At 60.6% G+C, this 25,862-nt stretch carries 26 protein-coding genes and 2 riboswitches; of the genes, 4 read left to right on the top strand and 22 right to left on the bottom strand.

The genetic code is table 11. The annotated features are described in order from the left end of the window. Positions 1–16: 16 nt before the first annotated feature. Genes B7E11_RS20145 through B7E11_RS20105 form a run of 9 tightly spaced genes read right to left on the bottom strand, consistent with a single transcriptional unit; the run spans position 17 to position 7,397 of the window. Positions 17–796: a thiazole synthase gene (locus B7E11_RS20145; RefSeq protein ID WP_080838037.1), complete on the bottom strand. Its 780-nt coding sequence runs from the start codon at positions 794–796 to the stop codon at positions 17–19. Positions 797–801: 5 nt separating this feature from the next. Next, positions 802–999, bottom strand: a complete 198-nt coding sequence (gene thiS, locus B7E11_RS20140; protein WP_080838034.1) for a sulfur carrier protein ThiS — start codon at positions 997–999, stop codon at positions 802–804. Beyond that, entirely contained in the window at positions 983–1,627 is a 645-nt protein-coding gene (thiE, locus tag B7E11_RS20135; RefSeq protein WP_080838030.1) for a thiamine phosphate synthase, read from the bottom strand. Before thiE ends, thiS begins: the two co-directional genes overlap by 17 nt. Positions 1,628–1,640: 13 nt before the next feature. Continuing rightward, on the bottom strand, positions 1,641–2,657 hold the full coding sequence (locus B7E11_RS20130) for a ThiF family adenylyltransferase (RefSeq protein WP_080838027.1): 1,017 nt from the start codon (positions 2,655–2,657) through the stop codon (positions 1,641–1,643). Between the two features lie 20 nt (positions 2,658–2,677). Beyond that, positions 2,678–3,700 carry an ABC transporter substrate-binding protein gene (locus B7E11_RS20125; protein ID WP_139787265.1) on the bottom strand — a complete coding sequence of 341 codons (1,023 nt, stop codon included), beginning with the start codon at positions 3,698–3,700 and terminating at the stop codon, positions 2,678–2,680. A gap of 35 nt (positions 3,701–3,735) precedes the next feature. Beyond that, positions 3,736–4,509, bottom strand: coding sequence for an ABC transporter permease (locus B7E11_RS20120; RefSeq protein ID WP_245809779.1), 774 nt, complete (start codon positions 4,507–4,509; stop codon positions 3,736–3,738). Beyond that, complete coding sequence (locus B7E11_RS20115) at positions 4,509–5,423, bottom strand: ABC transporter ATP-binding protein (protein WP_080838021.1); 915 nt, start codon at positions 5,421–5,423, stop codon at positions 4,509–4,511. The genes B7E11_RS20120 and B7E11_RS20115 overlap by 1 nt, the downstream gene beginning before the upstream one ends. Beyond that, on the bottom strand, positions 5,420–6,103 hold the full coding sequence (gene tenA, locus B7E11_RS20110; RefSeq protein WP_080838018.1) for a thiaminase II: 684 nt from the start codon (positions 6,101–6,103) through the stop codon (positions 5,420–5,422). The genes B7E11_RS20115 and tenA overlap by 4 nt, the downstream gene beginning before the upstream one ends. Continuing rightward, positions 6,093–7,397 carry an acetylornithine deacetylase gene (locus B7E11_RS20105; protein ID WP_176220948.1) on the bottom strand — a complete coding sequence of 435 codons (1,305 nt, stop codon included), beginning with the start codon at positions 7,395–7,397 and terminating at the stop codon, positions 6,093–6,095. The genes tenA and B7E11_RS20105 overlap by 11 nt, the downstream gene beginning before the upstream one ends. 252 nt (positions 7,398–7,649) lie before the next feature. Next, positions 7,650–7,761, bottom strand: a riboswitch (TPP riboswitch). A 146-nt stretch (positions 7,762–7,907) separates the two neighbouring features. Between B7E11_RS20105 and B7E11_RS20100 the strand changes: the two genes are divergently transcribed. The 4 genes from B7E11_RS20100 (at position 7,908) to B7E11_RS29700 (ending at position 11,098) form a co-directional block, all read left to right on the top strand. Next, positions 7,908–8,732, top strand: a complete 825-nt coding sequence (locus B7E11_RS20100) for a tyrosine-type recombinase/integrase (protein ID WP_245809778.1) — start codon at positions 7,908–7,910, stop codon at positions 8,730–8,732. Between the two features lie 278 nt (positions 8,733–9,010). Next, on the top strand, positions 9,011–9,583 hold the full coding sequence (locus tag B7E11_RS20095) for an HD-GYP domain-containing protein (protein ID WP_240353856.1): 573 nt from the start codon (positions 9,011–9,013) through the stop codon (positions 9,581–9,583). A gap of 27 nt (positions 9,584–9,610) precedes the next feature. After that, positions 9,611–10,720 carry an HD-GYP domain-containing protein gene (locus tag B7E11_RS20090; protein ID WP_080838011.1) on the top strand — a complete coding sequence of 370 codons (1,110 nt, stop codon included), beginning with the start codon at positions 9,611–9,613 and terminating at the stop codon, positions 10,718–10,720. A 219-nt stretch (positions 10,721–10,939) separates the two neighbouring features. Next, positions 10,940–11,098: a hypothetical protein gene (locus tag B7E11_RS29700; RefSeq protein ID WP_176220833.1), complete on the top strand. Its 159-nt coding sequence runs from the start codon at positions 10,940–10,942 to the stop codon at positions 11,096–11,098. Between the two features lie 75 nt (positions 11,099–11,173). On the opposite strand, the gene B7E11_RS20085 is transcribed toward B7E11_RS29700, so the two are convergent. The 13 genes from B7E11_RS20085 to B7E11_RS20025 form a co-directional block, all read right to left on the bottom strand. After that, positions 11,174–12,127 carry a nucleoside hydrolase gene (locus B7E11_RS20085; protein WP_080838009.1) on the bottom strand — a complete coding sequence of 318 codons (954 nt, stop codon included), beginning with the start codon at positions 12,125–12,127 and terminating at the stop codon, positions 11,174–11,176. A 67-nt stretch (positions 12,128–12,194) separates the two neighbouring features. Beyond that, the gene (locus B7E11_RS20080; RefSeq protein WP_213084146.1) at positions 12,195–13,025 is read right to left on the bottom strand and encodes a nucleoside phosphorylase; all 831 of its coding nucleotides are present in this window, start codon (positions 13,023–13,025) and stop codon (positions 12,195–12,197) included. Between the two features lie 16 nt (positions 13,026–13,041). Beyond that, positions 13,042–13,959: an ABC transporter permease gene (locus B7E11_RS20075; RefSeq protein ID WP_080838006.1), complete on the bottom strand. Its 918-nt coding sequence runs from the start codon at positions 13,957–13,959 to the stop codon at positions 13,042–13,044. Continuing rightward, entirely contained in the window at positions 13,952–15,007 is a 1,056-nt protein-coding gene (locus tag B7E11_RS20070; protein ID WP_080838005.1) for an ABC transporter permease, read from the bottom strand. The genes B7E11_RS20075 and B7E11_RS20070 overlap by 8 nt, the downstream gene beginning before the upstream one ends. After that, entirely contained in the window at positions 15,000–16,541 is a 1,542-nt protein-coding gene (locus tag B7E11_RS20065) for an ABC transporter ATP-binding protein (protein ID WP_080838002.1), read from the bottom strand. The genes B7E11_RS20070 and B7E11_RS20065 overlap by 8 nt, the downstream gene beginning before the upstream one ends. A 20-nt stretch (positions 16,542–16,561) precedes the next feature. Beyond that, complete coding sequence (locus B7E11_RS20060) at positions 16,562–17,647, bottom strand: BMP family lipoprotein (RefSeq protein WP_176220832.1); 1,086 nt, start codon at positions 17,645–17,647, stop codon at positions 16,562–16,564. Positions 17,648–17,690: 43 nt separating this feature from the next. Further along, a complete protein-coding gene (locus B7E11_RS20055) occupies positions 17,691–19,100 on the bottom strand; it encodes an 8-oxoguanine deaminase (RefSeq protein ID WP_080840908.1) in 1,410 nt (469 codons plus the stop codon). Positions 19,101–19,274: 174 nt separating this feature from the next. Continuing rightward, a riboswitch (purine riboswitch) is annotated at positions 19,275–19,372 on the bottom strand. Positions 19,373–19,490: 118 nt separating this feature from the next. After that, on the bottom strand, positions 19,491–19,835 hold the full coding sequence (locus B7E11_RS20050) for a hypothetical protein (RefSeq protein ID WP_080837994.1): 345 nt from the start codon (positions 19,833–19,835) through the stop codon (positions 19,491–19,493). An 80-nt stretch (positions 19,836–19,915) separates the two neighbouring features. Further along, positions 19,916–20,818: an alpha/beta hydrolase gene (locus tag B7E11_RS20045; protein WP_080837990.1), complete on the bottom strand. Its 903-nt coding sequence runs from the start codon at positions 20,816–20,818 to the stop codon at positions 19,916–19,918. Between the two features lie 201 nt (positions 20,819–21,019). Continuing rightward, positions 21,020–21,733: a DNA alkylation repair protein gene (locus B7E11_RS20040; protein WP_080837987.1), complete on the bottom strand. Its 714-nt coding sequence runs from the start codon at positions 21,731–21,733 to the stop codon at positions 21,020–21,022. Between the two features lie 133 nt (positions 21,734–21,866). Further along, the gene (locus B7E11_RS20035) at positions 21,867–23,786 is read right to left on the bottom strand and encodes a DUF2961 domain-containing protein (protein WP_080837984.1); all 1,920 of its coding nucleotides are present in this window, start codon (positions 23,784–23,786) and stop codon (positions 21,867–21,869) included. Between the two features lie 129 nt (positions 23,787–23,915). Next, a complete protein-coding gene (locus B7E11_RS20030; protein WP_080837982.1) occupies positions 23,916–24,515 on the bottom strand; it encodes a class I SAM-dependent methyltransferase in 600 nt (199 codons plus the stop codon). Positions 24,516–24,731: 216 nt separating this feature from the next. Beyond that, positions 24,732–25,859, bottom strand: coding sequence for an NADH-dependent flavin oxidoreductase (locus tag B7E11_RS20025; protein ID WP_080837978.1), 1,128 nt, complete (start codon positions 25,857–25,859; stop codon positions 24,732–24,734). Positions 25,860–25,862 lie beyond the last annotated feature (3 nt).

Here is a 25,862-nt window from a genome sequence, read left to right as displayed (position 1 = left end):
TTCGCCCCTTTCTCTTTCACTTCAGCGTCCATTCGCCGAGTCCGCTGCTGGCCGACGCGTATTTTTTCTTCTCGATCCGCCCCGACAAGTAGGACAGCCGTCCGGCCTCGATGGCCAGCTTCATCGCCAGCGCCATGCCGGCCGGGTCCTTCGCTTTCGCGACCGGCGTATTCATGAGCACCCCGGAAACGCCGAGCTCCATCGCCTGCGCGACGTCGCTCGCCGAGCCGAGTCCGGCGTCGACGATAATCGGCACCTTCGCTTCCTCGACGATCAGTCCGAGATGATACGGATTGAGAAGGCCGAGTCCCGTCCCGATCGGAGCCGCGCCCGGCATGACCGCCGCCGCCCCCGCTTCTTCGAGGCGCTTGCACAGGACGGGATCGTCGGACGTATAGGGAAGAACGGTAAACCCCTCTTTGACGAGAAGCTCCGTCGCCTTCAACGTTTCGATCGGATCGGGAAGCAGCGTGCGCTCGTTCGCGCTGATCTCGACCTTGATCCAGTCGCTCAACCCCGACGCGCGGGCAAGCCTCGCGATCCGAACCGCTTCCTCCGCGGTTCTCGCCCCCGACGTGTTGGGCAAATACGTAAAGCCCTCCTCCTGCACGTGCTGCAAAATCGAATCGTCCTCCGGCGATTCCAGATTGATGCGCCGAATGGCAAAGGTCAGCACCTCGGCCCCGGACGCCCGGATCGCTTCCCGCTGCACGTGCGGATTCGGGAACAGCCCGGTCCCGATAAAAAAGCGGGAAGACAGGCGGCGTCCCCCGATCTTGAGAGCGTCGTCTTTCACTCGGTTCAGCCTCCTCCTACGAAATGAACGATTTCGATGACCATCTTCTCGCGAACCGGCTCGTCGGCCCACTGCCCTTCGGTCAGCACCCTGCCGTCCGCCTCGACGACGACGGGCTTGCCCGCCAATCCGTAAAATTCGATAACGTCCAAAATCGTTCGCGCCTCAAGCCGCCGGTTTTGCCCGTTAACGACCAGTTCCATGCGCCTTCCTCCCCTGCTCGATTTTGCGGATGAACGCCCGGCACGTGCCCGTCACGTCCGGGCTGCCGACGATTTCGCTGACCGCGCAAATCCGCGTCGCCCCGGCCCGCAAAACCTCGTCCACGTTGTGCAGCTTGATGCCTCCGATCGCCACGAACGGAATGCGGATTCGCCGCGCGACTTCGCTCACGTAGCTCACCGTGACGGGGGCGACGACATCGGCTTTCGTCTTCGTCGGGAACACCGGGCCGACGCCGATATAATCCGCTCCGTCCCGCTCCGCCCGCAGCGCTTCCTCGATCGCATGGGTGGAAATGCCGATGATTTTATTGCCCATTCTTTTTCTCGCTTCGCCAAGCGGAAGATCGCCCTGGCCGAGATGAACCCCGTCGGCGTCCGCTTCCAGCGCCACGTCGAGATGGTCGTTCACAATAAACGTGACGCCGTGCCTGCGGGTCAGCTCCCGCAGCGCTTTCGCCTTGCGGAGCAGCTCCTCCTTGCCGCTTGTCTTGTCGCGCAGCTGAAGGATATCGACGCCGCCCGCTATCGCTTCCTCCATCACGTCGAGCAGCTCCCGGCCCGGATGGAACTCTTCCCCGGTAATCGCGTACAAGCGAAAGTCCTTCATCTTCGTTCGCCTCCTACATTCCGATATAGCGGGCATACAGCGTCCGCGCGCGCGCGAAATCGTCGGTTCCTTGCACGAGCACGCGCCCGTCGGGAAACAGCACCAGCCGCTCGCCTTCCGGAAGCTCCGCCCGCAGCAAATACGGGTTTGCCTTTACTTTGACCGCCGCGGGCTCCAGCCGCTTGCGCCACGTTTCCAGATCGAGCGGTCCCGCCCCCGCGATCTGGACCGATTCCCGCCCGCACAGAGAAAGCATCGCGTCCTGCGCCTCCGGGTCGAGAGCGGGATATTCCTTGCGTCCGCAGCAGGGGCAGTTCGGCGCCGGCTGCCCGAGCTTCATCTCGAAATGATGATTGTCCCACAAGTCGAACGTCACGAGGCTGCGTCTGACTTGCTCGCGCGCGCCGACGAGAACCTTCATCGCTTCCGCCGCCTGGTACGAAGCGACCATGTCGACGACCGGCGCGATGACGCCGACCGTATCGCAAGTCTGCCCGCCCGAATCCGCCGACTGGATAAAGCATCTCAGACACGGGGTCGCCCCGGGCACGAGCATCGCGCTCATTCCGCGGGAGCTGACCGCCCCGCCGTAGGCAAACGGGATGCCCAGCTTGAAGCAGGCGTCGTTGAGCAAAAAGCGGGTTTGAAAATTGTCCGTTCCGTCCAGCACGAGGTCGATGCCCGCCAGCAGCTCGCCGATGTTGCGGGCGGTTGCGTCGGCGACGACGGGCTCCAGGCGAACGTCCGAATTGATGCGGCGAAGCTTCGCCTCGGCGGCGATCGCTTTCGGATAGCCGTTTGCCGCGTCGTCCTCGTCGAACAGCATTTGCCGCTGCAAATTGCTGATTTCGACGTAGTCCCGGTCGACGAACCGCACCAGGCCGACGCCGGCCCGAACCATGTGATTGGCAAGCACGGTGCCCAGCGCGCCCATGCCGACGATGCACACCGCGCTGTTTTTCAGCCTTTCCTGTCCTGCCTCGCCGATCGGGGCAAATCTCGTTTGCCTGGAATAGCGTTCGTCCGCCATATTCGATCCCTTCCTTTTATTTATTCAAGCCGCACGAAAGCCTCTTCGGCTTCGATCGGCTTGCTCAGATGGCCTTGCTGCGAAAGCCAATCGATCACGGCCTGCCACGCTTCCGCGGACTGGCTGCCGAACGGCTCTTGACCAGCATCCATCAACGGAAGCAAAATGTCCAGACTTTCGCGCTCGATTTCGGGATCGAGGGGGAAATCGGCGCTTTCCTCCGCGAGCAGCGCTTCGAGCGCCTCGTCGGGATGGCCGGCGACATACGCCTGTCCTTTCGCGGCGGCCTCCAGGAATCTTTTGATCGCGTCCTTGTTTTTCTTCGCGCCTTCCTCGCTCGCGGTCAGCACCAGCTCGTAATAGTCGGGCACGCCGTAATCGGCCGGATCGAAGGCGAGCAGCTTGACGCCTTCTTTTTCGAGGAGCAGCTTCTCGTGATTGATGTAGCCGCCGACGATCGCGTCCACCCTTCCCGTCGTCATCGCCGGAATCAGGTCCCATCCGATGTCGACGAAGGTCAGCCCGGAAGGGTCGCCGCCGTCGGAAGCCACCATCGTTTCGACGAGCGATTCGTCCAGCGGTATCGAAGGATAGCCGATTTTTTTGCCGGCCAGATCCTTCGGGCTGTTCGCCCCCGCCGATTCCAGCACGAACAGCCGGTTCAGCGGATGCCGGACGATCGACGCGACCGAGACGACCGGAATGTCCTCCGATCGGGAAATCGCGACCTGCATCTGGTAGCTGATCGCCAGGTCCGCTTTGCCCGCGGCCACCAGCTTCAGCGCGTCGTTCGTGTCCGCCGGCGTCTGCAGCTTGACGTCAAGTCCGGCTTCCTCGAAATACCCCTGCTCCTTGGCGGCGAATAAAAACGAGTGGACCGCATTCGGATACCAATCGAGCAGGACCGTCAATTCGGCGGGTTTGGCCTCCCCGGACGGCGAGTCGGGAGCGGCCTGCCGCGGCGCGCCGCCGCATCCGTTCAGGACGAGAAGCGCCGCCGCGAGCGCGGCGAACAGCCGAAGCTTTTTCATCGATACGTTCATGTTACAAAGTCCCCTTTTTTATGATTCGATTCGCTTCATGTTTGCGATTTTCCGGCGTTTCCCGGGCTTCTGCCGGCCAGAATCGCCCGCTCCGCCGCCTGTGCGGCCAAAAACAGCAGCACGCCCATGAGCGACAGCAGCAGCACGCCGGAAAACACGGCTTCCCCCCGAAGCATGTTGGAGGCCCGTTTCGTGTACATGCCGAGCCCCGCCTCGCCGCCGAGCCATTCGCCGAGCGTCGCGCCGCCGACGCTGATCGTCGCCGCCATTTTCAGGCCCGTGAGAAACCCCGGCAGCGCGGACGGAAGCTTCCATTTCATAAACAAGTCGCGCTTGCCCGCTCCCATCGTCCGCATCAGCTCGCCGATTTCCGGGTCGGCCGAGCGGAACCCGTCCGCCGTATTGACCGCGATCGGGAAAAAGGTGAACAAAATGACGACCGCCACCTTGCTCCAGACGTCGTAGCCGAACCACATGACCATAATCGGCGACAGGGCGATGATCGGGACGGTTTGGGACGCGACGATGAGCGGGTAAAGCGTTTTTTTCGCCACTTTCGAGCTTTCGATCCATACCGCCGAAATCGTGCCGAACAGGATCGACCATCCGAGGCCGAGCAGCGCTTCTCCGACCGTGACCGCGAAATGGGCGCCGAGCAGCCGGCGATTTTCCCATGCGGACGCGAGGACGTCCGACAGCCGCGGGATGATGTAATGGGGGACGCCGAACAACGGCGGCCCGATTTCCCACAAGGCGGCGAGCAGCAGCGCGAACAGCGCGACCGGCGCTGCCGAAGCGAGCTTGCGCATTATCGCTCTCCCCCCTTCCTGCCGCCCGTTCCAACCGCGGCGCCCGCGCCCGCGCCGAGCAGCGACAGCACCCGGCGCTTCAGTCCGATGAACGCCTCGTCCATGACGGCGTCGTACGAGCGGGGGCGGGGCAATCCGACCTCGACCTGCGCCAGCGCGGTAATCGGAGCCTTCGCCGCAACCAGCACCCGGTCGGACAATAGCAGCGCTTCGTCCACGTCATGCGTAATGAACAGCACCGTTTTCCGGTCGCGTTCCCAAACCTGAAGCAGCCATTCCTGCATGGCGACCCGTGTCATCGCGTCGAGCGCGCTGAACGGCTCGTCCAGCAAAAGCGGCTCCCCGCCGCCGAGCATCGCGCGCAAAAACGACACTCGCTGGCGCATTCCGCCGGACAGCTCGTGCACCCGCCTGCTTTCGGTCCCCTCCAGCCCGAACGCCGGCAGCAGCTCGAGCGCTCTCCGCCTGGCTTCCCGCTTGGGCGCGCCCTGCAGCTCCAGGCCGAGCGCGGCGTTGTCCAGCACCGACCGCCACGGCATTAAGCCATCTCGCTGCGGCATATAGCCGACCCGGCCGAGCCGTCCAAGCGAGGCGTTCCTTGAAGCTGCGGCGTTCCCGAAAGCGGCGCTTCCGGCTCGAACGTTCCCGGATCGGGCGCTCCCGGTTCTGCCGCTATCGGCTTCGGGACGTTCGATTCCGCCTCTGCCTGCACTCGCGCCGCCCAGGACGATCGCGCCCGCATGCGGCTCCAGCAAACCCGCGATCAGCCGAAACAGCGTCGTTTTGCCCATTCCGCTCGGCATGACGAAGGAGACGAACTCGCCCTCCCGCACCTCGAAATCCAGCCCCTCGAACAGAGGCGGCGCCCCGGCAAAGCCGTAGGTCAGCCCGCGCACGGTCAAGGCGGCGCTCATACCGGCCACACCTCCTGCCGATACGCCATGTCCCAAAACAAATACTCGAACTTCGACGTCACGACGAACCGCTCCGTCAGCACCTCTAGTTCCCGCTCCGGCAGCCCTTCGGCGAGCCGGTCGATCAGGCCGATGCACCAATCGGCCAGTTCGCCGAATTCCGCGGAGCCGTACATAAGTATCCATTCGCGATAAAGCGGATGGTCCAGCGCGCCGGGCGCCGCGGCGAACGCGCGGCCGATCTCGCGGTAGCTCCACATGCAGGGCAGCAGCGCGGCCGTCAGCTCCGCCAGCGACCCCTGGGCCGCCGCGTCCAGCATGTACTTCGTATAGGCGATCGTCGTCGGCGTCGGCACCGTCGCCTCCAGCTCTTCCCTGGAAATGCCGAACCGCTCGGCGTATCGGCGGTGGAGCTCCATTTCCACGTTCAGGGTCGAATGGAACAGCTCCGCGAATTTCGCCATCGTCCCGACGTCCCGCGCTTTGGCGCCTCCGAGGGCGAACATTTTGGCATAATCGATCAAATAGACGTAATCCTGCTTCAAATAGAACATAAAGCGCTTCGGGTCGAGCGTGCCGTCCCTCATCTCCGTCAGGAACGGGTGCTGGTGGCTCGACTCCCAGATCGGCCTCGCGGCCTCGTACAGGCGCTTGCTAAAGGGGAAGGGGTTACTCGGCATCGGCGCCGCACCTCCCCTCCGGCGATGGCCGCTTCGGCCGATTGCACCAGTCCGCGATAAATCCGATCATCACTTTCGCGTAATCGACCAGTTCGCGAAGCGCCACGCTTTCGTTTACCGCATGCGCGTGTTCCAGCCTTCCCGGACCGTAAATGACGGTCGGGATGCCCGCCCGGCCCAGCCAGCCCGCGTCGGTAACGCTCGGACTCATGCCGGTTTCGGGCGGCGCTCCGAGCGTCTTCGCGTGGCCGGCAACGAGCGCGCGGTAACCGGGATGCGCCGGGTCCGGCTCCAGCGACGGAAAAATTTCGCCGCGCTCCTCGAGCATCGATCTTCCGCCCCAGCGGAAGACCGGGGGGTGCCGGCGAAGCCAAGGGTCCGCCTCGGCCGCGCGGAGCAGAAATTGCTCGACCTCCGCCGCGACCGCCTCATGGTCCTCGCCGGGATAAAAATGGACCGTGATCCAGAGAGCGCACCGGTCCGCGATAAAGGCGGCGTTGCGTCCGCCTTCGATGACCGCCGGATTGATCGTGCTCGCGCCCGCCGGGAATCCGGGATAACGTTTCGTGACGGCCCAGTGGCGCTCCAGTTCCTGAAGCGCGCCGATCAGCTTCGCCATTTTCTCGATCGCGCTCGCTCCGAACTCGCCTCCCCCCGCATGAATAAGCCGTCTTCGCATGCCGTCGTGCCAGGTGACCGGACTTTCCACCGTCACCCAGCCGGTGATGACGCCGCCTTGGCCCTGAACGGCCATGCCGCTCGTATCGGCCACGACCGCAAAATCCGCCCGGCACCCGCGTTCCGCGCAAGCTCGCGTGCCCGCTTCCCCGGCTTCTTCGCCGATTACAGACTGAAACAGCAGGTCGCCCTTGAGCTCGACGCCGGCCTCCGCCAGCAGCCTGACCGCGAACAGCAGCGCGGCCAGCCCTCCCTTCATATCGGCGCATCCCCTGCCGTACGCTCGACCGTCCTCGAGAACGAGCCGGAACGGGTCGTGCCGCCATTCGCGATCGTCCCCGACCTCGGCCACGTCGACGTGGCCGTTCAGCAGCAGGCTCATGTACGCGCCGCTCTCCGTGCCCCGCCTTAGCGCCGTCACGTTCGGGTCGCCGGGATAGACGTCCCACAGCTCCGTTTCGAAGCCGCAAGCCTCGAGCTGCCCCGCGATAAACCGCTGGGCCTCCTCCGTATTGCGCGCCGGAGGGCTGACGGTCGGAAACGCGACCAGCCGCTCGAGCAGCCCGAACAACTCGTCCTGCCGTTTTTCCGCTTCTTGCTGCAGCTTTTCGATGATTTTTTCGAGAGAATTGCGGGCCGGATCCGGGATCGGATGCGGAGTGCTAGCCCGAATAGAATCTTGATTCCGGGTACGAGTCTGGATGGGACCCCGGGTGTTATTCCGGATGGGATTCCGGGCGAAACCCGGGTTCGAATTCCGGACGGAATTCGGAATGGAATGTCGGATGATCACGTTCGATTGCGCTCCCCTTTCGGAGCTGGCCGCAGAGCCGGACAACAAAAAAACCATTCGAGAAATACACGAATGGTTAAGATTCGATACATTCTCTACGCCAGCATTACCTGGTTCAGATTAAACGGTCAGGAACATAACGGTTCCAATCTCAGCCGGACTACATCCAGCCCCCGCAGTCATATGAAATTAAAAACAATATAGCTTAAACGGCGGAATTTGGCAAGCATCGAGAATCTTCCGGATCGCTGCCGAGTATTCCGCGGGCAAATCGGGTAAACTGAAAATGTCGAACAATAATGATTGTTCGAAGGCGAAAGGAGGCCGTTAACGGTGAGTGTGGAAGCAAAGGGACACGAGATTCCGGAACAAGTGCCCGGACTTAGCGAAGAGCAAGTGATTCAAAGTTTTCTTGCCAGATACGACCGCCCGAATACCGTCCGAAATTACGGACGGGCGCTTTCCCGATTCCGGTCCTTTATCGGCGACAAGAGGCTGGGAGAAGTCACCTGGTACGATCTGGAGCGCTATAAAGCGTCGCTGCTGCCCGAAACGGCGGTTCGCAAGCAACTGTCGCCTTCGACCGTCGCAAGTTTGCTCGCCCCTATTCGCGCTTTCTACAAATGGGGGAGCTCTCCCAACATCGCGTTGTTCGCTTTCAACCCGGCGTCCGGAATCCGTTTGCCCAAAGTCCAGGTGACGAGCGGCCATCATTTTTTGACGCGACGGGAACTGACAAGCCTGCTGCAGCATTTGCGGGAAAAGGACGTCAGGGGATGGATCATGACGCTGTATATGGTGATTCTGGGACTGCGCGTGTCGGAGCTGATCCAGATCCGATGGGAAGATTTTATGACGGATCCGGCGGAAACGAACGTCTGGTTGACCGTCGTCAACGGGAAAGGAGGGAAAAGCAGGCGGGTGAAGGTGCCGGATTCGCTTTGGAAGCTGCATAACGATATGTTCGTTCGGAAGCGCATGAAATTCTGTCGGAACGCGGCCGCCGACAGTCGGCGCGTGTTCCCGATCTCCGGCCGGCAAGTGGAACGGATCATAAGGAAAGCGTGCCGGGAATGCGGAATTCAGAAGAGGGTGACGCCGCACTGGCTTCGCCATACGAACGCGACGCTTGCGCTGCTGAACGGCGCTTCTCTTTAGCAGGTTCAGCATACGCTCGGCCATGCGCAAATCAATACAACGCAAAGATATTTACATACGGTAGAGCTAATGAAAAAAACCGCCCCGGATTTTGTAGCCGAAAGCATGCAGAATATGTTAGGGCAAGCATTGTCTTGAAGCTCAAAGTAGGATATAATGCTGATCAATAGGTATAAAGACGCAGAAAAATGTCGAACAATCATTATTGTTCGACATCCCCCGCTCGAACTTCGCAAATGCCGATCTGAGAACAGGAAGTGATCGTCTTCGTGAGAAACATGCTTAACACGGGCCTCTTGACGTTGGGCCGACAATTTGATTCCGTCACCTTCTCGCACAGCTTGCGGGTAGGCATGCTGGCGCACGCGATGGCCGAGGAACTGGACATGCCGGCGCAAGACCGGCACCGGTTTACGCTCGCGTGCTGTTTTCACGACGTCGGCAAGCTGCTCGTTCCGCAAGCGATTTTGTCCAAGCCGTTTGCGCTGGACGAGGCAGAGCGCGCGATGCTCCAGGCCCATCCCGTGCTTGGAATCCGGCTCGTCCGCAAACTCGGCTGGCGCGACCGACGGATGATCGACACCGTTCGGTCCCACCACGAACGATGGGACGGCGGCGGTTACCCCGACGGGCTGGCCGGCGAGCGCATTCCCCAGTGGGCGCGAATGTGCGCGGTGGCCGACGCTTTCGACGCGATGGTTCAGCCCCGCTCCTACAACCGGGTCAGATCGATCCGGGAAGCCCGGGAGGAGCTGTATCGGCAGCAAAGCGTGCATTTTGACGGTACCTATGTAGATTTATTCCTGAAAATTCCGGAGCCCGCGATTCATCGCATTCAAAACCTGAACTAAATTCCAGCACAAGGCAGGGTCTCGTCCATGAAACAAACGGCGACACATACCGCTCTTCCCGGCCAAACGTTGGCCAAATCGGTCGTGAACAAAGACGGAATGGTGATCTTGAGCGCGGGAACGGAGCTTACCGAGCAGTTCATCCGCCGGCTGAAAAAGCTCGGCATTTCGGACATTTTCGTCCGCCGGGAGGAGGCCGCTCCCCCGGCATCGGGCCGTTCGCCCGAGCCTTACCCGCAACCGTTTGCCCGCAGGCAAAGCATGGAGGCTTCCGGAATGGCCGTGAAAAAAACGATGAACGATCTGAAGGAAAATCAATCGGTTCAAAAGCGGTTGTCCGTCCCGTCGCTTGGTTATCGTTTTTCCGGTCTTTATCGGAAGCTGCTTGACGAGGCAGCAGGGCATCCCTATATCATGAGCCAGCTGGTTCGGCTTCACCAGAAGGATCCGTTCTTGTTCGAGCATACGATGCACGTGTCCGTCTTTGCGACGATCGTCGGATTCGCGAACCGTTATTCCGAGCAGCAACTTTACGATCTGTTCGTTTCTTCCCTGCTGTTCGACATCGGCATGCTGAACGTTCCCGACCGGCTGTACAGGAAAGCCGGACGACTGACTGCGGCGGAAAGGGAGCGAATCGAATACCATACGATCGACGGCCATCAGATGCTGGCCGCCCGTTCCGATCTTCCCCGCGCGGCCGCAGCGTGCGCCCTGCAGCATCACGAACGGTTCGACGGTTCCGGATACCCGTTCCGAATCCGGAAAAACGAACTTCACGAGTTCCCGCAAATTATCGGGATCGCCGATCTTTACGACGCGCTCGTCTCCAAGCGCCACTACCGGAATCCCTTTACCCCGGGCGACGCGATTGAATTTTTGTTGGGGTCGGGAGACCGGCTTTTCGATCTTTCGTTCGTGCAATTGTTTGTGCGCCACGTTTCCATCTATCCGCTCGGAAGCCGGGTGCTGCTCAACAGCGGGCAAATAGCGGTCATCGAAGCGGTCGACCCCTCCTTCGTTCAACGCCCCGTTGTCAAAGTCATTCAGGAGCCCGACGGCAAGCCGGCGAAATATCCATACGAAATCGATTTGAAAAGCCGACTGGAAGTCGTCATCGCCGATGTCCTCCCCTAGCTGTTTTGCATTTTCGTATGTTCCGTCAAATCCGGAAGCCAAAATGAAACTTAAAACATGTCTATATTACCTATATTCTTCCCATATAACAACAAAATTTGAGACTTTCGGCCCAATTGCAACCTCTAAATTCGGAGGGACTCCAGAAGCATGCTTAAGCGGCAGCGGGCTGCCTGAACAACTTCTCGAGCCGTCCCGTCCATGCAGGAGGCCTGCTGCATGGGCAGCCTGTGCTGCCATGCCGCTAACGTAAAAAAAGCCGTCCCACCCGGCAGTGTTGCCTGCCGGTGGAACAGCTCTTTTCCGCAAAGTAAATTCGGCGCCCCTGAAACACCTGAAACACCTGAAACACCTGAAGCACCTGCACTAGCACTGTAACAGCACTATACTAACACCTGCAGCGCCAAAAGCAGCATCTACGCCAGCCCCCCGCAGCAGCGCCTGCAAGGAACACTACAAAAACGCCGCCAGAAGCCGGTCGAGCGCCCGGTCCGCGTCGACATCCACGCAGAAGCGGACATTCCGGCCGACGGACGGGGTCCCCCGGCGGTCGGCGACGACCATCCCCGCGGTGTGCTCCCCGCCGCATTCGATCGCCGCCTTCATCGTGCGCATCGTCACGAGGCTCGGATCGACCGCCACGAGCAGCGCGAGCGGATCGTGGACCGGACACGCGCCGATCCAGCGGTCGACCTGTTGATAGAACGCGAAATAATAGCTGAGCGCCGTTTGCAGGTAATCGATTAGCGCTTTGTTTTCCGGCCGCGCGTACCGGGCCAGCCGATCGAGATGGCCGACCGTCAGCTTCGTCTTCGTCGTGACGTCGAGCCCGACGGCCGTCAGGGCGAAATCCGCCGCGAAGACGCGCGCGGCCGCCTCCGGATCGCCGGCGAAATTCGCTTCGCACGCGGGCGTTACGTTGCCGGGCGCGAACACCGTCCCGCCCATCATGACGACCTCTTTGAATTTGCCGCAAATGGACGGATCCTTCTCCAGCGCCAGCGCCAGATTCGTCAGTCTCCCCAGCGTCACGAGCGTCAGCTCGCCCGGGCATTCATTGGCCTTGCGCACGATGAAATCCGCTGCCGATTCCGCCAGCTCCCGCTGCCCGGAAGCCGGAAGCTCGGCGTCGCCGATGCCGTTGCGCCCGTGCACCTCCACGACCGCTCCGTCCCATTTCCGGCTGAGCGGTCCGGCCGCCCCGGCGGCGACGGGCACTTCATAGCCCGGAGCCGCAAGCCGAATAAGCCGAAGCGTATTGTCCGTCGCCTGCTTCACGTCCGTGTTCCCGAAGCCGGTCGTAATCCCTTCGACGCGAATGTCCTTCGATTTGAGCGCATGCAAAATCGCGATCGAATCGTCGATGCCGGTATCGGCATCGATCAGCAAACGCGTTACATCCCTCATGGCGCAAACGCCTCCTTTTCGCAAATGGTCAACGACGGCGCCGCGAAGGTTTCAATCATAGCCCAAGTTAGGGCGTCCCCTCCGCGATGCGTGCCGTCTCTTCCTTTTCGAGCAGCGCCCCTTGCAGCTTCAGCTGCTCCAACCGGTAAAACGTCTCCAGAACGACCTTGATTTCCTTGTCCCACGCTTCGACGAGCTTGTCGTTCGTCGACTCGTAAATGACCTCGCCGGTCACGAGATTGCCGGATACGCCGCAGATGCACGCCGCGCGCAGCTTGCGCAAATGCGCGATCGTGAACAGCGCGGACGCCTCCATCTCGATGTTTTGCACGCCGAGCTTGCTCAGCTTCTCGATCCATTCCCGCGTTTCGCCGTAGAAGGCGTCGTCCGTCGCGCTGATGCCGACGTGCACCTTGTAGTCGAACTCCGCGCTCAGCTCGCGCGCCGTCCGGATGAGCAGATCGTTCAGCTCGTAATCGGGCACGGCCGGGAAGACGTCGGGCACGTAAAAACGCGACGTGCCTTCGTTTTTCATCGCGCCCGTCGTCACGAGCAGGTCCCCGATCGCGATTCCCGGCTGAACGGCCGCCGAGCTCCCGATGCGCACGAACGTTTTGCCCCCGATGTTGGCGAGCTCCTCCACGGCGATGGCGGTCGACGGACAGCCCATGCCGGTGGATGTTACCGAAATTTTAACCCCTTTATAAAAACCTGTAAACGTACGGTGCTCGCGGTTATTCGCCACAAGCTCCGCGTCGTCCAAATATTTGGCGACCATGTCGCTGCGGGCCGGATCGCCCGGGAGCATGACGTATTCGCCGATATCGCCGGGCGACAGCTTGATGTGATACTGCTTCCGGCCGAGCGTCGTTTCCGCTTTGTCCAAAATGTTCGACACCTTCGATTCCCCGCTTTCAATGCAGTTTGGTAAAATGCTTCCCGACGGCGGCCGGGGCTTTGGCGTTTTTGTACGTGAAAATGAGGACGATCAGCGTGGCGACGTACGGAATCGATTCGATGACCTGCGACGGAACGCTGAAGCCCTGCATGCTGATTTGCAGCGCCATGACATAGCCGAAAAACAGCGAGGCGAGCAGCGAGCCGATCGGCGACCAGCGCCCGAAGACAAGCACCGCAAGCGCGATATAGCCGCGGCCGGCCGACATGTTTTTGGTAAACACGTTCAGCATGCCGATCGACAAATACGCTCCGGCCAGTCCCACCAGCGCGCAGCCGACGATAACCCCGAGGTATTTGTACCGCATGACCGGAACGCCCAGCGATTCGGCGGCGGCCGGATTTTCCCCGACGGAGCGGAACCGCAGCCCGATTTTCGTATGGCGCAAAAAGAAGTGAACCGCGGCCGCGATGCCGAAGCCGATCAGCGTCAGGTAGCTCATATTGTGAAAAACCGGTCCTATAATCGGCACGCCTTCCAGCCGATTGCCCAGCGTCCCGATCGACTCGACCGTCGGCGACTGGCCTTTGTTGCCGAAAATCATTTCGAGCAGAAACACGGTCAGGCTCGTGGCCAAAATGTTGATCGCGACGCCGCTGATGACATGGTCGGAACGAAACGCGATGCTGACGACGGCATGCAGCGCTCCGAGCAGCAGCCCCGTGGCGACGGAAGCGAGCACGCCGATCCACGGATTGTGCGTGTAATAGGTCGCCAGCACGGCGACGAACGCGCCGGACAGCATGATGCCCTCAAGCCCGACGTTGACGACGCCGACGCGCTCGTTCAGCAAGCCCCCGATCGCCGCGATAAACAGCGGCGTCGCAATGGACAGCGTGAGCACCAAAATATTCGCCGACAAAAAGCTATCCAAGCGCGCGCCCCCCTTTCCTGCGCAGCGCGAGCTTTCCGAGGAATTGCGCCGAGGCGATGACGACGATGATGAGCGCCTGCAAAATCGGGCCGAATTCCCGCGGGACGTCGACCATCAGCGACATAGAGGAGGCCCCGTTTTCCAAAATGCCGAACAGCAGCGCGGCCGGAAGGACGCCGAGCGGATGATTGCGGCCGAGCAGAGCGACGGCGATGACGGTAAAGCCGTAGCCGTTCGAAAAGTTTTGCATGAAACGCTGGTAGACGCCGAGCGTCCGCTCCGCTCCCATCAGGCCCGCCAGCGCCCCGCTGACCATGATCGAGATCAGCAGCACTTTTTTGCTGTCGATGCCGGCAAATCGCGCGGCGATGCCGTTTATGCCGTTTACCCGGAGGCTGTACCCCCACGGCGTCCGGTACAGAAACACGTAGAGGAGCACGGCGCAGGCAACCGCGACGAAAAGGCCCGCGTTCAGCTTCGACGGCGGATTTAAAAAGGCGAGCGCCGCCGATTCGTCGATTTTCGGCGTTTGCGCGACCGCGCCCGGTTCCAGAAACCAGTGTACGGTCAAATAGCCGGTCAACGCATACGCGACGTAGTTCATCATGACCGTGGAAATGACTTCGTTGACGCCGACCCGGACTTTGAGTAGTCCCGGCGCGACCGTCCACAGCATTCCCCCCAGCATCCCCGCCAACACGCACAGCGTCACATGGACAAAAGCCGGCAGGCCGTGAAAGCTGAAGCCGACGATCGCCGCCGCAAGCGCCCCGACGTACATCTGGCCTTCGATGCCGATGTTGAACATCCCCGCCTTGGAGGCCAGGGCGAAAGCCAGGCCTCCGATGATATAGGGGGTCGCGCGCTCCAGCGTATCCGACATGGCGGACGCGTCGCCGAGCGCCCCTTGGAACAAAGCTTTGTACGCTTCCCAGGGATTGACGCCGATCGCCGCGATGATCGCCGCCCCGAGCAGCAGAGCGATCGCCACGGCGACGACCGACGGAACCGTCTCCCGCAGCAGCTTGCCCGGCCAATGTTTACCCATGGGCGCGTCCCTCCTTTTCGTTGTCTGCGGATATGCCCGCCATCATCAAGCCGATCTGCTCCTTCGTGAAGTCGGAGGGCTTGCCGAAGCCGATCAGCCGGCCGCCGCACAGCACGCCGATCCGATCGGACAGGGACAGCACTTCCTCGAGCTCCTGGGAGACGAGCAGCACGGCCGCGCCGCGCTTTCGCTGCCGCAGCAGGTTTTCGTAAATGTACTCGATCGAGCCGATATCGACGCCGCGCGTCGGCTGCACGGCGACGATCAGCTTCGGCTGCGTGACGAGCTCGCGCCCGATGATGAGCTTCTGCTGATTGCCGCCCGACAGGCTCGTCATTCGCGCCTCGTCCGAAGGCGTTTTGACCCGATAGCCCTCGACGATGCCGCGCGTCCATTCCCGAATGCGTCCGGCCGATAAAAACATCCCTTTGCGCAGCAGGCGGCTGCGATGATAGCCCAAATAGGCGTTGTCGCGAACCGAAAATTCGGTGATGAGTCCCTCCTTCAGCCGATCCGACGCGATGAAGCCGATCGACAAGCGCCGGAAATCGGTCGGCAGCCGGTTGGTCCGCTCTACCCCATCCAGCATCAACTGGCCGCCCGTCATTTTCCGAATCCCCAAAATGCCTTCGACCAGCGCTTCCTGCCCGTTGCCCGCAATGCCGATAATGCCGAAAATTTCGCCTTCCCGGATCGTAAGCGAAACCCCGTCGACACCTTGCTCGAACGCCTTCGTCCTTACCGTTATCTCCCGCAGTTCGAGGATCGGCTTGCCCGCATCCGCTTCCGGCTCTTTCGCCGCTTCAAGCAGCACGTCTCTTCCGACCATGCTGGAAGCGAGGCTTCGTTCGTCGACTTCGCCGATATTCCATGTCCCGACGGAGCGGCCGTCGCGGATGACGGTGACCCGGTCCGCGACTTCCAGCACCTCTTTCAGTTTGTGGGAGATAAAGACGACCGAGCAGCCGTCGCGCTTCAAATCGCGCATGATGGCGAATAAACTCTCGGTTTCCTGCGGGGTCAGAACGGCGGTAGGCTCGTCCAGCACGATGATGCGCGCCCGCTTGTACAAAATTTTGACGATTTCGATGCGCTGCTGCACGCCGACGGAAAGCTTCGACACCTCGGCGTTCAAATCCAGATCGAGTCGATAGCTGCGGCAGATGTCCCGCACGGCCTCCCGGCCCTGTTTCTTTTTCAAGCGCAGCAAAGCCTGCGGCTCGGCGCCGAGCAAAATGTTTTCCAGCGCGGTAAACGCTTCGACAAGCATGAAATGCTGGTGCAAAATGCCGACGCCTTTGTCGATCGCTTCCTTGGCCGAACCGAATTCGACCTTTTCGCCGTACAGCCGGATTTCTCCCTCGTCGGGCCGGAGCAGCCCGCCGAGCTGCTTCACCAGCGTCGATTTGCCGGCGCCGTTCTCGCCGCAAATCGCATGAATTTCCCCCTGCCCGACGGTTATGTCGATGCCGTCGTTCGCTTTGACGCTGCCGAAATGCTTTTTCAACCCTTGAATCGCCAAGGCGTGGTTCATCGTTCCTCGACTCCTTCAGCTTATTGCGCCGTGATGTCGATGACTTCGATCTCTCCGGTCATGATGTTTTGCTGGATTTCGCTAAGCTTGCCGATGTTCTCGGAACCGATGATGTCCTTCGTATACTTCATCTCGGTAAGGCCGATGCCGTTGTTGCTCAGACCGTATTCCTGCAGGCCGGCTTCGAAATGGCCGCCGACGAAACGGCTGATCGTGTCGTAAACGGCGGTATCCACGCGCTTGAGCATCGAGGTGAGGACAAGGCCTTGGGCCATGTCGTCCTGGTCGGAGTTGATGCCGAACGCGTATTTGTTCTGCTCTTTCGCCGCTTCGAACAGTCCGGTTCCGGAGCCGCCCGCGACCGGGTAAATGATGTCGACGTTTTGCGAGTACATGCTGAGCGCGATGTTTTTCATTTTGCCGGGGTCGTTGAACGCGCTGTTGTCCGAGCCGATCGGCTGGTTCAGCACTTCGATGTCCGGATTGACGTATTTGGCGCCTTGCTCGTACGCGGCCGTAAACCGATTCAGGAACGGCACGTCCATCGCCGGAATCGTGCCGATCTTGTTCGTTTCCGTCATCATGGCGGCGAGCGCGCCGACGAGGAACGAGCCTTCATGCTCTTTGAACATCAGAGAGCGAACATTCGGCAGATCGACCGCCGCGTCGATGACGGCGAATTTTTTGTCCGGATATTCGTTTGCCACCGCCGTCAGCGGCTCGACCATATCGAAGCCGACGGCGAAAATCAGCTCGTTGCCGGCCTTCGCGAGATCGCGCAGCAGCCCTTCCGCCGCCGCCAGATCGCCCGGCTCGACGACCTTCAGGTCGATGCCGAAATCCGTGGCCGCGCTTTGTGCGCCTTCGTTCGCCAAATCGTTGAACGATTTGTCCCCGAGACCGGCCGTTCCCGTCAGCAATCCGACCTTGACGGGCTCGCCGCCGCTGCCCGGGCTCGACGGACTCGCCGAGGCGGACGGGCCGGCGCCGCCGCTCGCTTCGGAAGAAGCGCCCGAGCCGGCGTTGCCGTTCGAACCGCAAGCCGCAAGAGAAAAAGCCATCGCCGAAATCAACAGAGTATTTGCAATTTTCAGTTTTAATTTCATGGGTAAAGTCCTCCTTCTGGTCTGCATGTTTTTTAAAAACGGATTAATTTTTGAACGGCTTGTAATAATTCACGCCGGAATGCCTGGCCGCAACCTCCACCATGCGGGCGGCGGCGCTTTGCGCGGCGGCGGCGAGCCGGCGTTCGTCGATGTTGACGAGCTTTCCGTCCTTGACGACGACTTTTCCTCCGACGACGGTCGTGTCGACGTTTTGCCCGATTCCGGTTACGACCGGCAAAGCGGTGTCGTCGAACAGCGCCCCCGCGAAGTCAAGCCGGCCGGAGTCGATCATGAACAAATCCGCGGCCTTGCCGACTTCGAGCGAGCCGATCGCGTCTTCCCACCCCAGCACCCTCGACGATCCCACCGTTCCGAGCCATAGGCTTTGTTCCGCGGTCGGACCGTTATTGCCGGAGTTCAGCTTGTGCAGCAGATAGGCTTGCCGGACCTCGCCCAGCAAATTCGAGGAATCGTTGGAGGCGGAGCCGTCCACTCCGAGCCCGACGTTCACGCCGGCTTTCAGCATGTCCATCAGCGGAAAAACGCCGGACGACAGCTTCATGTTGCTGCTCGGACAATGCGCGACGCCGCAGCCGCACAAGCCCATGCGGTGAATTTCGTCCCGATCGAAATGGATGCCGTGCGCATACCAGACGTCGCTTCCCGTCCAGCCGGTTTTCTCCATGTATTCCAGCGGACGGAGCCCTTTGCTTTGCAGGCAAAATTGTTCTTCGTCCTTCGTCTCGGCCAGATGGGTGTGCAGCCGGACGCCGTAGCTTCGGGCGAGCGCCGCCGATTCCCGCAGCAGATCCTCGGACACCGAAAACGGCGAGCACGGCGCGACCCCGACGCGCAGCATCGAAAACTTCGAGGCGTCGTGATACGTCGCGATCACGCGCTGCGTGTCTTTCAGAATGACGTCCATCTTCTGGGTCACTTCGTCGGGCGGCAGGCCTCCCTGCGATTTTCCCAAATCCATGGAGCCCCTTGTCGGGAAAAACCGGATGCCCAGCTCCCCCGCCGCGCGAATTTCCTCGTCGATCAGTTCGCCGGTTATCGCGTTCGGAAAGCAGTAAAAATGATCGGAAGCGGTCGTGCAACCGGTTTTCAGCAGCTCGCCGAGGCCGACCATGGCGCTCAGGTAGACATCCTCCGGACGCATGTGGCGCCAGATGTCGTACAGCGTGATCAGCCAGTCGAACAGCTCGACGTCCTGCGCCCGCGGGATATTGCGCGTAAACGTCTGGTAGAGGTGATGATGCGTGTTGACGAGGCCCGGGTATACGATTTTCCCCGTCGCGTCGATCACCGTATCCGCATCCTCGTAAGGAATGTCCCGGCCGATCGCCTTGATTTCCTGACCGTCCGCGAACAGGCTTCCTCCCGGGTGGGTGCTGCGTTCCGCATCCATCGTAATGATGTTGCGCGCGTTTTTGATGAGTAGAGTCGCCATTTCCATCTCCTTGTGGATTTCGGTTCCGTTCTGCAAAAAGCCCTTTTTCGCGATACGTTTCCTTACATAAGCACCCCGCTCCTTTGATTCCGTTGCCCGCGAGCATCGGAGCGAAAACGCCCGAGTCGCCAAAAACGGACAACAAAAAAACCTAGCCGCGAGCGCAACGTCCACATTCCAGGACATTGCGTTCGTAGTTAGGTTTTTACGGATCCTAGTAGAGCCCCCGAACCGATTATCAGGGTTATACGAACTGCTTATTCAATTGTGTTGAATTTAGTTGTAGTATAATCAACCCGAAAATCAATGTCAATAATGTTCACGCACAAAATGTCGAAGGGAAAGAATTTTCTGAGATTTCCCCTTATTATGTAAGGTTTATGATATGTGTTATTTGTGGTTTTTTTCTAATTTTTCAACCTCTCGATGAGCGCGATGCGGCGGAACCCGAGGGAGCTTGGTGTTGTCCGAAGGGACTTCGGTGTTGTCCGAAGGGACTTCGGTGTTGTCCGAAGGGACTTCGGTGTTGTCCGAAGGGACTTCGGTGTTGTCCGAAGGGACTTCGGTGTTGTCCGAAGGGACTTCGGTGTTGTCCGACAGGGCTTCGTTGGATTTTGTCCAATCAAAACCGGCAATTTCGCGAAACGCTCGGTCTTCGTTGGATTTTGTCCAACCGAGCAGGGCCATTTCGTCCGTTTCAGCCGATATGCCCGTTCCTCGTTGGATAAAATCCACTCTAGATCCGCTTTTCCTCGTTTTTCATTCCGCCCGTTGGAAAAAATCCAACATAGGCTCCTCTTTCAGACGCTAGTCGTCTATTCGAACCTCTTTCTCAGCCACCGCATCGCCAGGTCGACCCACGGCTGAACGGCGGGATTGATATGGGCGCTTCCGCCCGCCGAGGTTTCATCGGCGAGTGCGAGTCCATGCACGCCGCTTTCGAACACGTGCAGCTCGAACGGCACCTTGTGCCGGCTCATCGCCGCGGCGAAATTCAGCGCGTTCGAAACGTACACGAGCCCGTCGTCCGCCGTATGCCAAATGAAAGCGGGCGGCGTCCGCTCCGACACGTGCAGCGCCGGGCTCCAGCGATCCAGCAATCGTTCGTCCGGCTCGGACGTTCCGAACGAGGCGAGGCCGGCGAGCTCCCACACGCTTTTCGTCGTCTCGTCCGCCTCGTTCATCCCGGAGAGCAGCGCCGGGTAATCCGTTAGCGGGTAGCCGAGAACGAGCGCGTTCGGCCGCCAGCGCGAGGCGTCCCCGCCGAATTTTTCCCGCAAAAAGGACTCGTGCCAGTAGACGCCGAGGCTCGCCGCCAAATGGCCTCCCGCCGAAAATCCGCAGACGGCGATCCGGTCCGCGTCGACGAGCCATTCGTCGGCCCGTTCCTTGATCGTCAGGATGGCCTTGACGAGATCGAACAACGGCTGCGGCAGCGCCGAACGGGGATTGCCCTGCGGCAGCTCGGCGAAATCGCTTATCCTTTTGTTGAAATAAGTCGTATAGCGAAGGACGAACGCATGGTAGCCCTGGGCGGCGAACCGCAGCGCGACCGGCTCCGCTTCGCGGTCGGACGTGCGCAAGTAGGCGCCCCCGGGACAGATGACAACGGCCGGCCGTTTTCGGTCCGCCTGGAATTCCGGCGAGTTGTTCAGGACATAAGCATGCAATTGCACGTAGTCCGCGTCGTCCCATAGCGATATTTTTTCGATGATCATGCGGCGCACCTCCGGTTTGTTCCCGCCGTTTCGGCGTTTTTTGCCCCTTTCTATTGTAATCCTCTCGGGCGGCTTGCGCCAACGGCGCGGACGGGCATCCGCGAACGATGCGAACGTCTCGGCCTTGAACGGAGGTGCGGTCCCGACCTTCCCGGATCGCGGTCGAAAGGCTGAAAACGGCGTTTCCGGGGGATCGGATTCTTATCCGCCGCGAAGGCTTCGAGCCTTGACGGCTTTTTGCTTCATCGCCCGGACGATACGCTTCGATTCCGCGTCGACCCGGTTGGACTCGACGATTTTTTGCAGCGCCTTGTTGTAGGTGAAGTCGTCCAGCTCCCCGGCTTCCAGGCAGCTCATCGTCAACTCGGGAAACTTCGCATAGCATTCCGCCAGCGCCCAGGCCACCGCCATTCTCGCGTAGTAGCCCTCGTGGCGGATATGGGCGAGCCGCTGCAGCGCGTCGCCGATATGACGTTCGTCAACGAAGTAATCGAGCAGCATCACGACGCCGAAGCGGATTTCGAATTCCCGATCGGACCGCAAATACGGCTGCAAAAACTCCCATACGCGAGGCTTGTTCGCGCCCGCGAACTTTAACCCGACGCAAAAGCTGTCGCATATGGACCAGTTGTCGATTTTCGGAACAAAATCGGCCACCAGCCGAAGCCGCTCCTCGACGCCGGTTTTCGCATAGCCGATGACCATGCCTTGCAGCATCGTTTCCTCGAAATAGTCGTTGTCCGCGGAGGCGAGATACGACCGCCAATCCCCTTTGGCGATCGCCTTGGCCAGCTTGCGCAGCTCGGGCAGCCGCACGCCCAGCACGTTCCCGATATTCGGGATGAGCGACGCCGAAAAGGTTCGGTAGTTTTCGTCCGCCAGCTCCAGCAGCCGCTCCCGGATCGTCGTTTTCACAGCTTCAGCTCCTCGACCGGTCTTTTCGACTACTATACCTTATTTTTCCGAAAAAAATAAGGACATCCCGCTTTGCGGCGCAAGATGTCCCGGATTGCCTGCCTGCATCGTCCCCCGTTCCCGGCTTCCGCCCTCAAACGAGCGAATACACCCAATAATAAAACTCGTTCCAGGCCCGCGTCTCGCCGGCCTGAACATATTCCAGGCGAACGGCGATTTCGCTTTTCCCCTGCGTATAGGCGCCGGGAATTTCGAACTCGTCCTCCAGCCAGCGCTTGTACGGGTTGCGGTCGGCGTAATACCAGCTTCTCTCCTTGACGAGAACGCCGTCTATGTAAACGTTGGCTTTCTGCCTGCCCGTGATTTGGTCGGACCTTCGGCGCAGCCGGACCCCCTTGTTCTCCGGCGCGATCGAAGCGACGAATTCGCTCCAGCCTTCGACCTCGTGCCCCGTGTCCGAGACAAGCCGATCGTCGTCGTCCCCCTCGTAGCTCGATTCCAGCACGTAGTAGCCGCGGCTTCCCGCCGAGCGGTAGCCGTGGATTCCCTCGGACGCTTTGTTGCCGATGTCGACCTCGTCCGTGAGCGCCATGCCGGGCTCGTCGACCCCGTAATAAAACAGCGCGCCGGAATGCCGGATGTATTGATTGTTGAATTCCCCCGATTCGATTCCGAATCTCAGGCCGGTCCGGAACGGGTACCAGTCCCCGCTGCACAGCCTGACCATCGACCACGGATTGTCCGGAAGCCCGTCATACCCGCTCGACGGATTCATCTCCGGAGGCGTCGGAAACCCCCACCCGTAACAAATCCAGCTTTCCGAGCCGTCGCTCTCGACCTGCGGCGTCGCGATTCCGTCGATATGGACGCGCACGTCGCCCTCGCAGCTGATCTGGCCCGGCCGCCGGGCAAAGGCGGTAATTTGACCCGCGACAAGATGGCCCCTTCCGGCGATGTCGCCGATGATGCTGTCGGACCCGGAGGTCGCCCGCGAAGCATAATAAGGAGTCGAACGAAAATAACCGGCGCTGCCTTCGGGGTAGAGTCCGCCTTGTTCCGAAGCGACCGTCGTTTCCCAACCGGCGAACGAGGCGGAAGTCTCCCCTTTGTTGACCAGCTCGATGCGGGCGCTTCTCCAGTACGGCATCGGGAAAAAGTTGTAATACCCGCCGTCCGGCTTCCGGCCGTGCGACAACAGACCGATCGCGTGCATCCCGAGCTCGTTCCCGAAAAAAACGCCGAGCGGACATTCGATATCGGGCGTCGGATGGCCGTCCCAGGTCGCCCGGATCCACACGTTTTGCGGGTCGAACGGCTGCCCCGCATCCGGCTCCGCAAGGACGGAAACGACGCTGCCCGCCCCCAGCTCGTCCAGTACGGTTGCGGATTGACCGGGCGCAACAACCAGCTCCCGGCGGACGATCGCCTTCGACTCGACGGGCGGCTTCGGATCCGAGCCTACGCGGTTCCACATCCCGAGCAAGCGCTCGTAGCTTTCCCGGCCGGTAAACGTCGCGATTCCGTCGGGCGTGCTGTAACAATGATAGACGACATGCCCCCAGCCGCCGTCGCCTTTGGCTGCCCCTTTCAACCGTAGATCGGACGTAATCTTGCACGATTTCCGGAACGGCATCGGGACGAAGCTGCGCACGACGCGGATCGGTCCTCTGCCGTTGTCGTCCGGCCCGAGGTAAGCGTCGGCGAGGGGCCTGACGAACGGAAACTTTTCGCCGAATTCCGAATGCCGGATTTGAAACCGGGGGGTCTCCTCGTCGTCGAAGTAGAAGCGGAACGTCGGCTCCTCGCTTTCCGGATATCGATGCTGTACGAAATTGTAAATGCAGCCCGGCCCGTCGACGTCGAAAATGACCCATTCGTCGCGGTCCCGGTACAGCCACCAGTCCCAGTCCGCGTTAAATCCCTGCTTGTCGATGCTTCCTTCGTACCGGACCTGAACGCCGTCGCGCAGCAGCGGCAGCAAATCGAAGCGCTCCATGTTCGCCAGCCCTTTGGGCGGATACTCCGGTTTGGAAATCGGATTGGATACGGACACCCGGCAACCCTCCAGCTTCACGTTTTATCGTAGATTTGTTTTTCTTTTTTATCGTTTATTATTATATATTATCGATTAGGAGGAGTGTCAATCCATTTATAAAAGCAAATAATCAAGAAATGACTAAGCCTATTTGCCGTTCCGGCAAAATTCGAAGCATAAGAAACCTTTTTCGATCAAACAAATCGCGTTGCCGCCTTTGCCGTTCAGGAAATCGATCGCTTTCGTCACGCTGGGCACGGCAGGGTTCCCATAGTCATGCCAGCAGATGATGCCGCCTTTCCGGATTACCTTGCGGGCCAGCTCCGTGTCCTGAAGGACGCCGGTTTTCGAATGGTCGCCGTCGATATAAATCAAATCGGCGACCGGCAGCTCCGCCGGCGTCACGTCCCGCGATCCGTTGGGCTTTACGATCAGGCGGACGCGAGGGTCGTTTTTGACCAGCTCGCCGGGCTGCTTCGGAACCTCGCTCTGCTGGACCGGCAACGCGGTGCGGTGGCTCGGCGCGACGTCGATGCCGACATAGTTTTGGATCCACGGGCTGTTGTCGAGAAGGCATTTTGCCGTCTCTCCCCGCTGGATGCCGATCTCGATGACGGTTTTCGGAAAGAAGGTTCGCGAAAAAGCCAGCAGCGGCTCGACGTCCGTTCCCGTATACAGCGGGGGTTTTCCGGAAAAAGCGCCGCTCCCGAACATGCCGAAAAAGGTTTTTCTATGAATAACGTTCAATCGGACTCCTCCTCGATAGCTAGGATAGGACTTCCGATAGTTTATGCGCGCCGCCGCCTCAAGGACTAAACTTGTCCCCGCATGGCCGTCCGAATCCGCGGAAATGTTTCCCGAATACAAGTCGTTCGCAAATTCGCGACCGTGCCGACGGACAAACGGCCTCCGTCCCGAATGAACCCGGGACGAAGGCCGCTCGTTGTTTGTATTCGTTTCGCGTCAGCGCTTCGGCTCGACGACCGGGAACCAGCCCGGACTGTTGACGATGGCTTGCCAGAGCGGATCCGGTACGACGAGCTCGGCCTGGTCGTCCTTCGTCAGCGTCGTCCGAATGTCGTCCTCCCGGCCTTCCTCGACTTTCGCCACCCAGTCGGGCTCCACGATCAGTTCCCGGCCGAGGGCGACGAATTCGACGCCCGACCGCAGCGCTTTTGCCGCTTCATCCGGCGTGCGGATCGAACCGACGCCGATGACGGGCACGCGCCCGGCCGCGCGTTCGACGATCCATTCGATGCGCGGCTTGCTTGCGTCCGCTCCGCGGCGCGGCGCGGACCAGAATTCCTGCAGCGAGACGTGGAGGTAATCGAGCGACTGTTCGGCCAGCGCGTCGATGAGCCGGAACGTCTCGGCCATCGTCAGTCCCGGCTCCTCGGGTTCTTCCGGGGAAAACCGGTAGCCGACGGCGAACGGCCGCTTCGCATGCTCCCGCACCGCAGCTTTCACCGCGTCGACGACGGCGAGCGGAAACGCCAGGCGCTTTTCCGCGTCTCCGCCCCACCGGTCGTTGCGGCGGTTCGTATGCGGCGAGTAGAACTGCTGGATCAAGTAGCCGTTCGCGCCGTGAATTTCGACGCCGTCGAAGCCGGCTTCGATCGCCCGTCGCGCGGCGGCGCCGAAATCCCGGACGATCGCTTCGGCTTCGTCTTCCGTCAGCTCGCGCGGCACCGCCCCGTTTTCGGCCGGCACGGTGCCGGCGCTGACGACGTCGCCGTTCGGGACGAGATTCGGCGGGCAAGCGCGGCCGCCGTGGAAAATCTGGAGCACCGCCTTGGCCCCCTGCTCCCGAATGGCGGACGCCAGCCGCCGCAAGCTCGGGATCATGTCATCGCGGTCGGCCGCGAACTCGCCGGGAAAGCCTTTCCCGTTGGGCGTTACGTACGCGCAGGCGGTAACGACCATGCCGACCCCTTTCGAGCGGCGGGCGTAATAGGCGATTTCCGCATCCGTGACGGTCCCGTCCTCGTTTGAAGAAAAATTCGTCATCGGCGCCATGACGATCCGATTTTGGACGGCGATGCCGCTCCGGAGCGTTATGGGGCTCATCAAAGAACTAAATTTGGCATTCATGGC

It is taken from the genome of Cohnella massiliensis, from assembly GCF_900169535.1.
GTDB classification, from domain to species: domain Bacteria; phylum Bacillota; class Bacilli; order Paenibacillales; family Paenibacillaceae; genus Cohnella; species Cohnella algarum.
The sequence above is the reverse complement of the archived record's forward strand: the minus strand, read 5'-3'. Positions and strand labels throughout refer to the sequence as shown.

Excerpts from the sequence above, each read along its gene's own strand:
- B7E11_RS20060 (WP_176220832.1), bottom strand. The coding sequence starts at position 17,647 with ATGAAATTAAAACTGAAAATTGCAAATACTCTGTTGATTTCGGCGATG.
- B7E11_RS20065 (WP_080838002.1), bottom strand. The coding sequence starts at position 16,541 with ATGAACCACGCCTTGGCGATTCAAGGGTTGAAAAAGCATTTCGGCAGC.
- B7E11_RS20070 (WP_080838005.1), bottom strand. The coding sequence starts at position 15,007 with ATGGGTAAACATTGGCCGGGCAAGCTGCTGCGGGAGACGGTTCCGTCG.
- thiE (WP_080838030.1), bottom strand. The coding sequence starts at position 1,627 with ATGAAGGACTTTCGCTTGTACGCGATTACCGGGGAAGAGTTCCATCCG.
- B7E11_RS20120 (WP_245809779.1), bottom strand. The coding sequence starts at position 4,509 with ATGCGCAAGCTCGCTTCGGCAGCGCCGGTCGCGCTGTTCGCGCTGCTG.
- B7E11_RS20130 (WP_080838027.1), bottom strand. The coding sequence starts at position 2,657 with ATGGCGGACGAACGCTATTCCAGGCAAACGAGATTTGCCCCGATCGGC.
- B7E11_RS20115 (WP_080838021.1), bottom strand. The coding sequence starts at position 5,423 with ATGAGCGCCGCCTTGACCGTGCGCGGGCTGACCTACGGCTTTGCCGGG.
- tenA (WP_080838018.1), bottom strand. The coding sequence starts at position 6,103 with ATGCCGAGTAACCCCTTCCCCTTTAGCAAGCGCCTGTACGAGGCCGCG.
- B7E11_RS20045 (WP_080837990.1), bottom strand. The coding sequence starts at position 20,818 with ATGATCATCGAAAAAATATCGCTATGGGACGACGCGGACTACGTGCAA.
- B7E11_RS20090 (WP_080838011.1), top strand. The coding sequence starts at position 9,611 with ATGAAACAAACGGCGACACATACCGCTCTTCCCGGCCAAACGTTGGCC.
- B7E11_RS20095 (WP_240353856.1), top strand. The coding sequence starts at position 9,011 with ATGCTTAACACGGGCCTCTTGACGTTGGGCCGACAATTTGATTCCGTC.
- B7E11_RS20055 (WP_080840908.1), bottom strand. The coding sequence starts at position 19,100 with ATGGCGACTCTACTCATCAAAAACGCGCGCAACATCATTACGATGGAT.
- B7E11_RS20085 (WP_080838009.1), bottom strand. The coding sequence starts at position 12,127 with ATGAGGGATGTAACGCGTTTGCTGATCGATGCCGATACCGGCATCGAC.
- thiS (WP_080838034.1), bottom strand. The coding sequence starts at position 999 with ATGGAACTGGTCGTTAACGGGCAAAACCGGCGGCTTGAGGCGCGAACG.
- B7E11_RS20025 (WP_080837978.1), bottom strand. The coding sequence starts at position 25,859 with ATGAATGCCAAATTTAGTTCTTTGATGAGCCCCATAACGCTCCGGAGC.
- B7E11_RS20125 (WP_139787265.1), bottom strand. The coding sequence starts at position 3,700 with ATGAACGTATCGATGAAAAAGCTTCGGCTGTTCGCCGCGCTCGCGGCG.
- B7E11_RS29700 (WP_176220833.1), top strand. The coding sequence starts at position 10,940 with ATGGGCAGCCTGTGCTGCCATGCCGCTAACGTAAAAAAAGCCGTCCCA.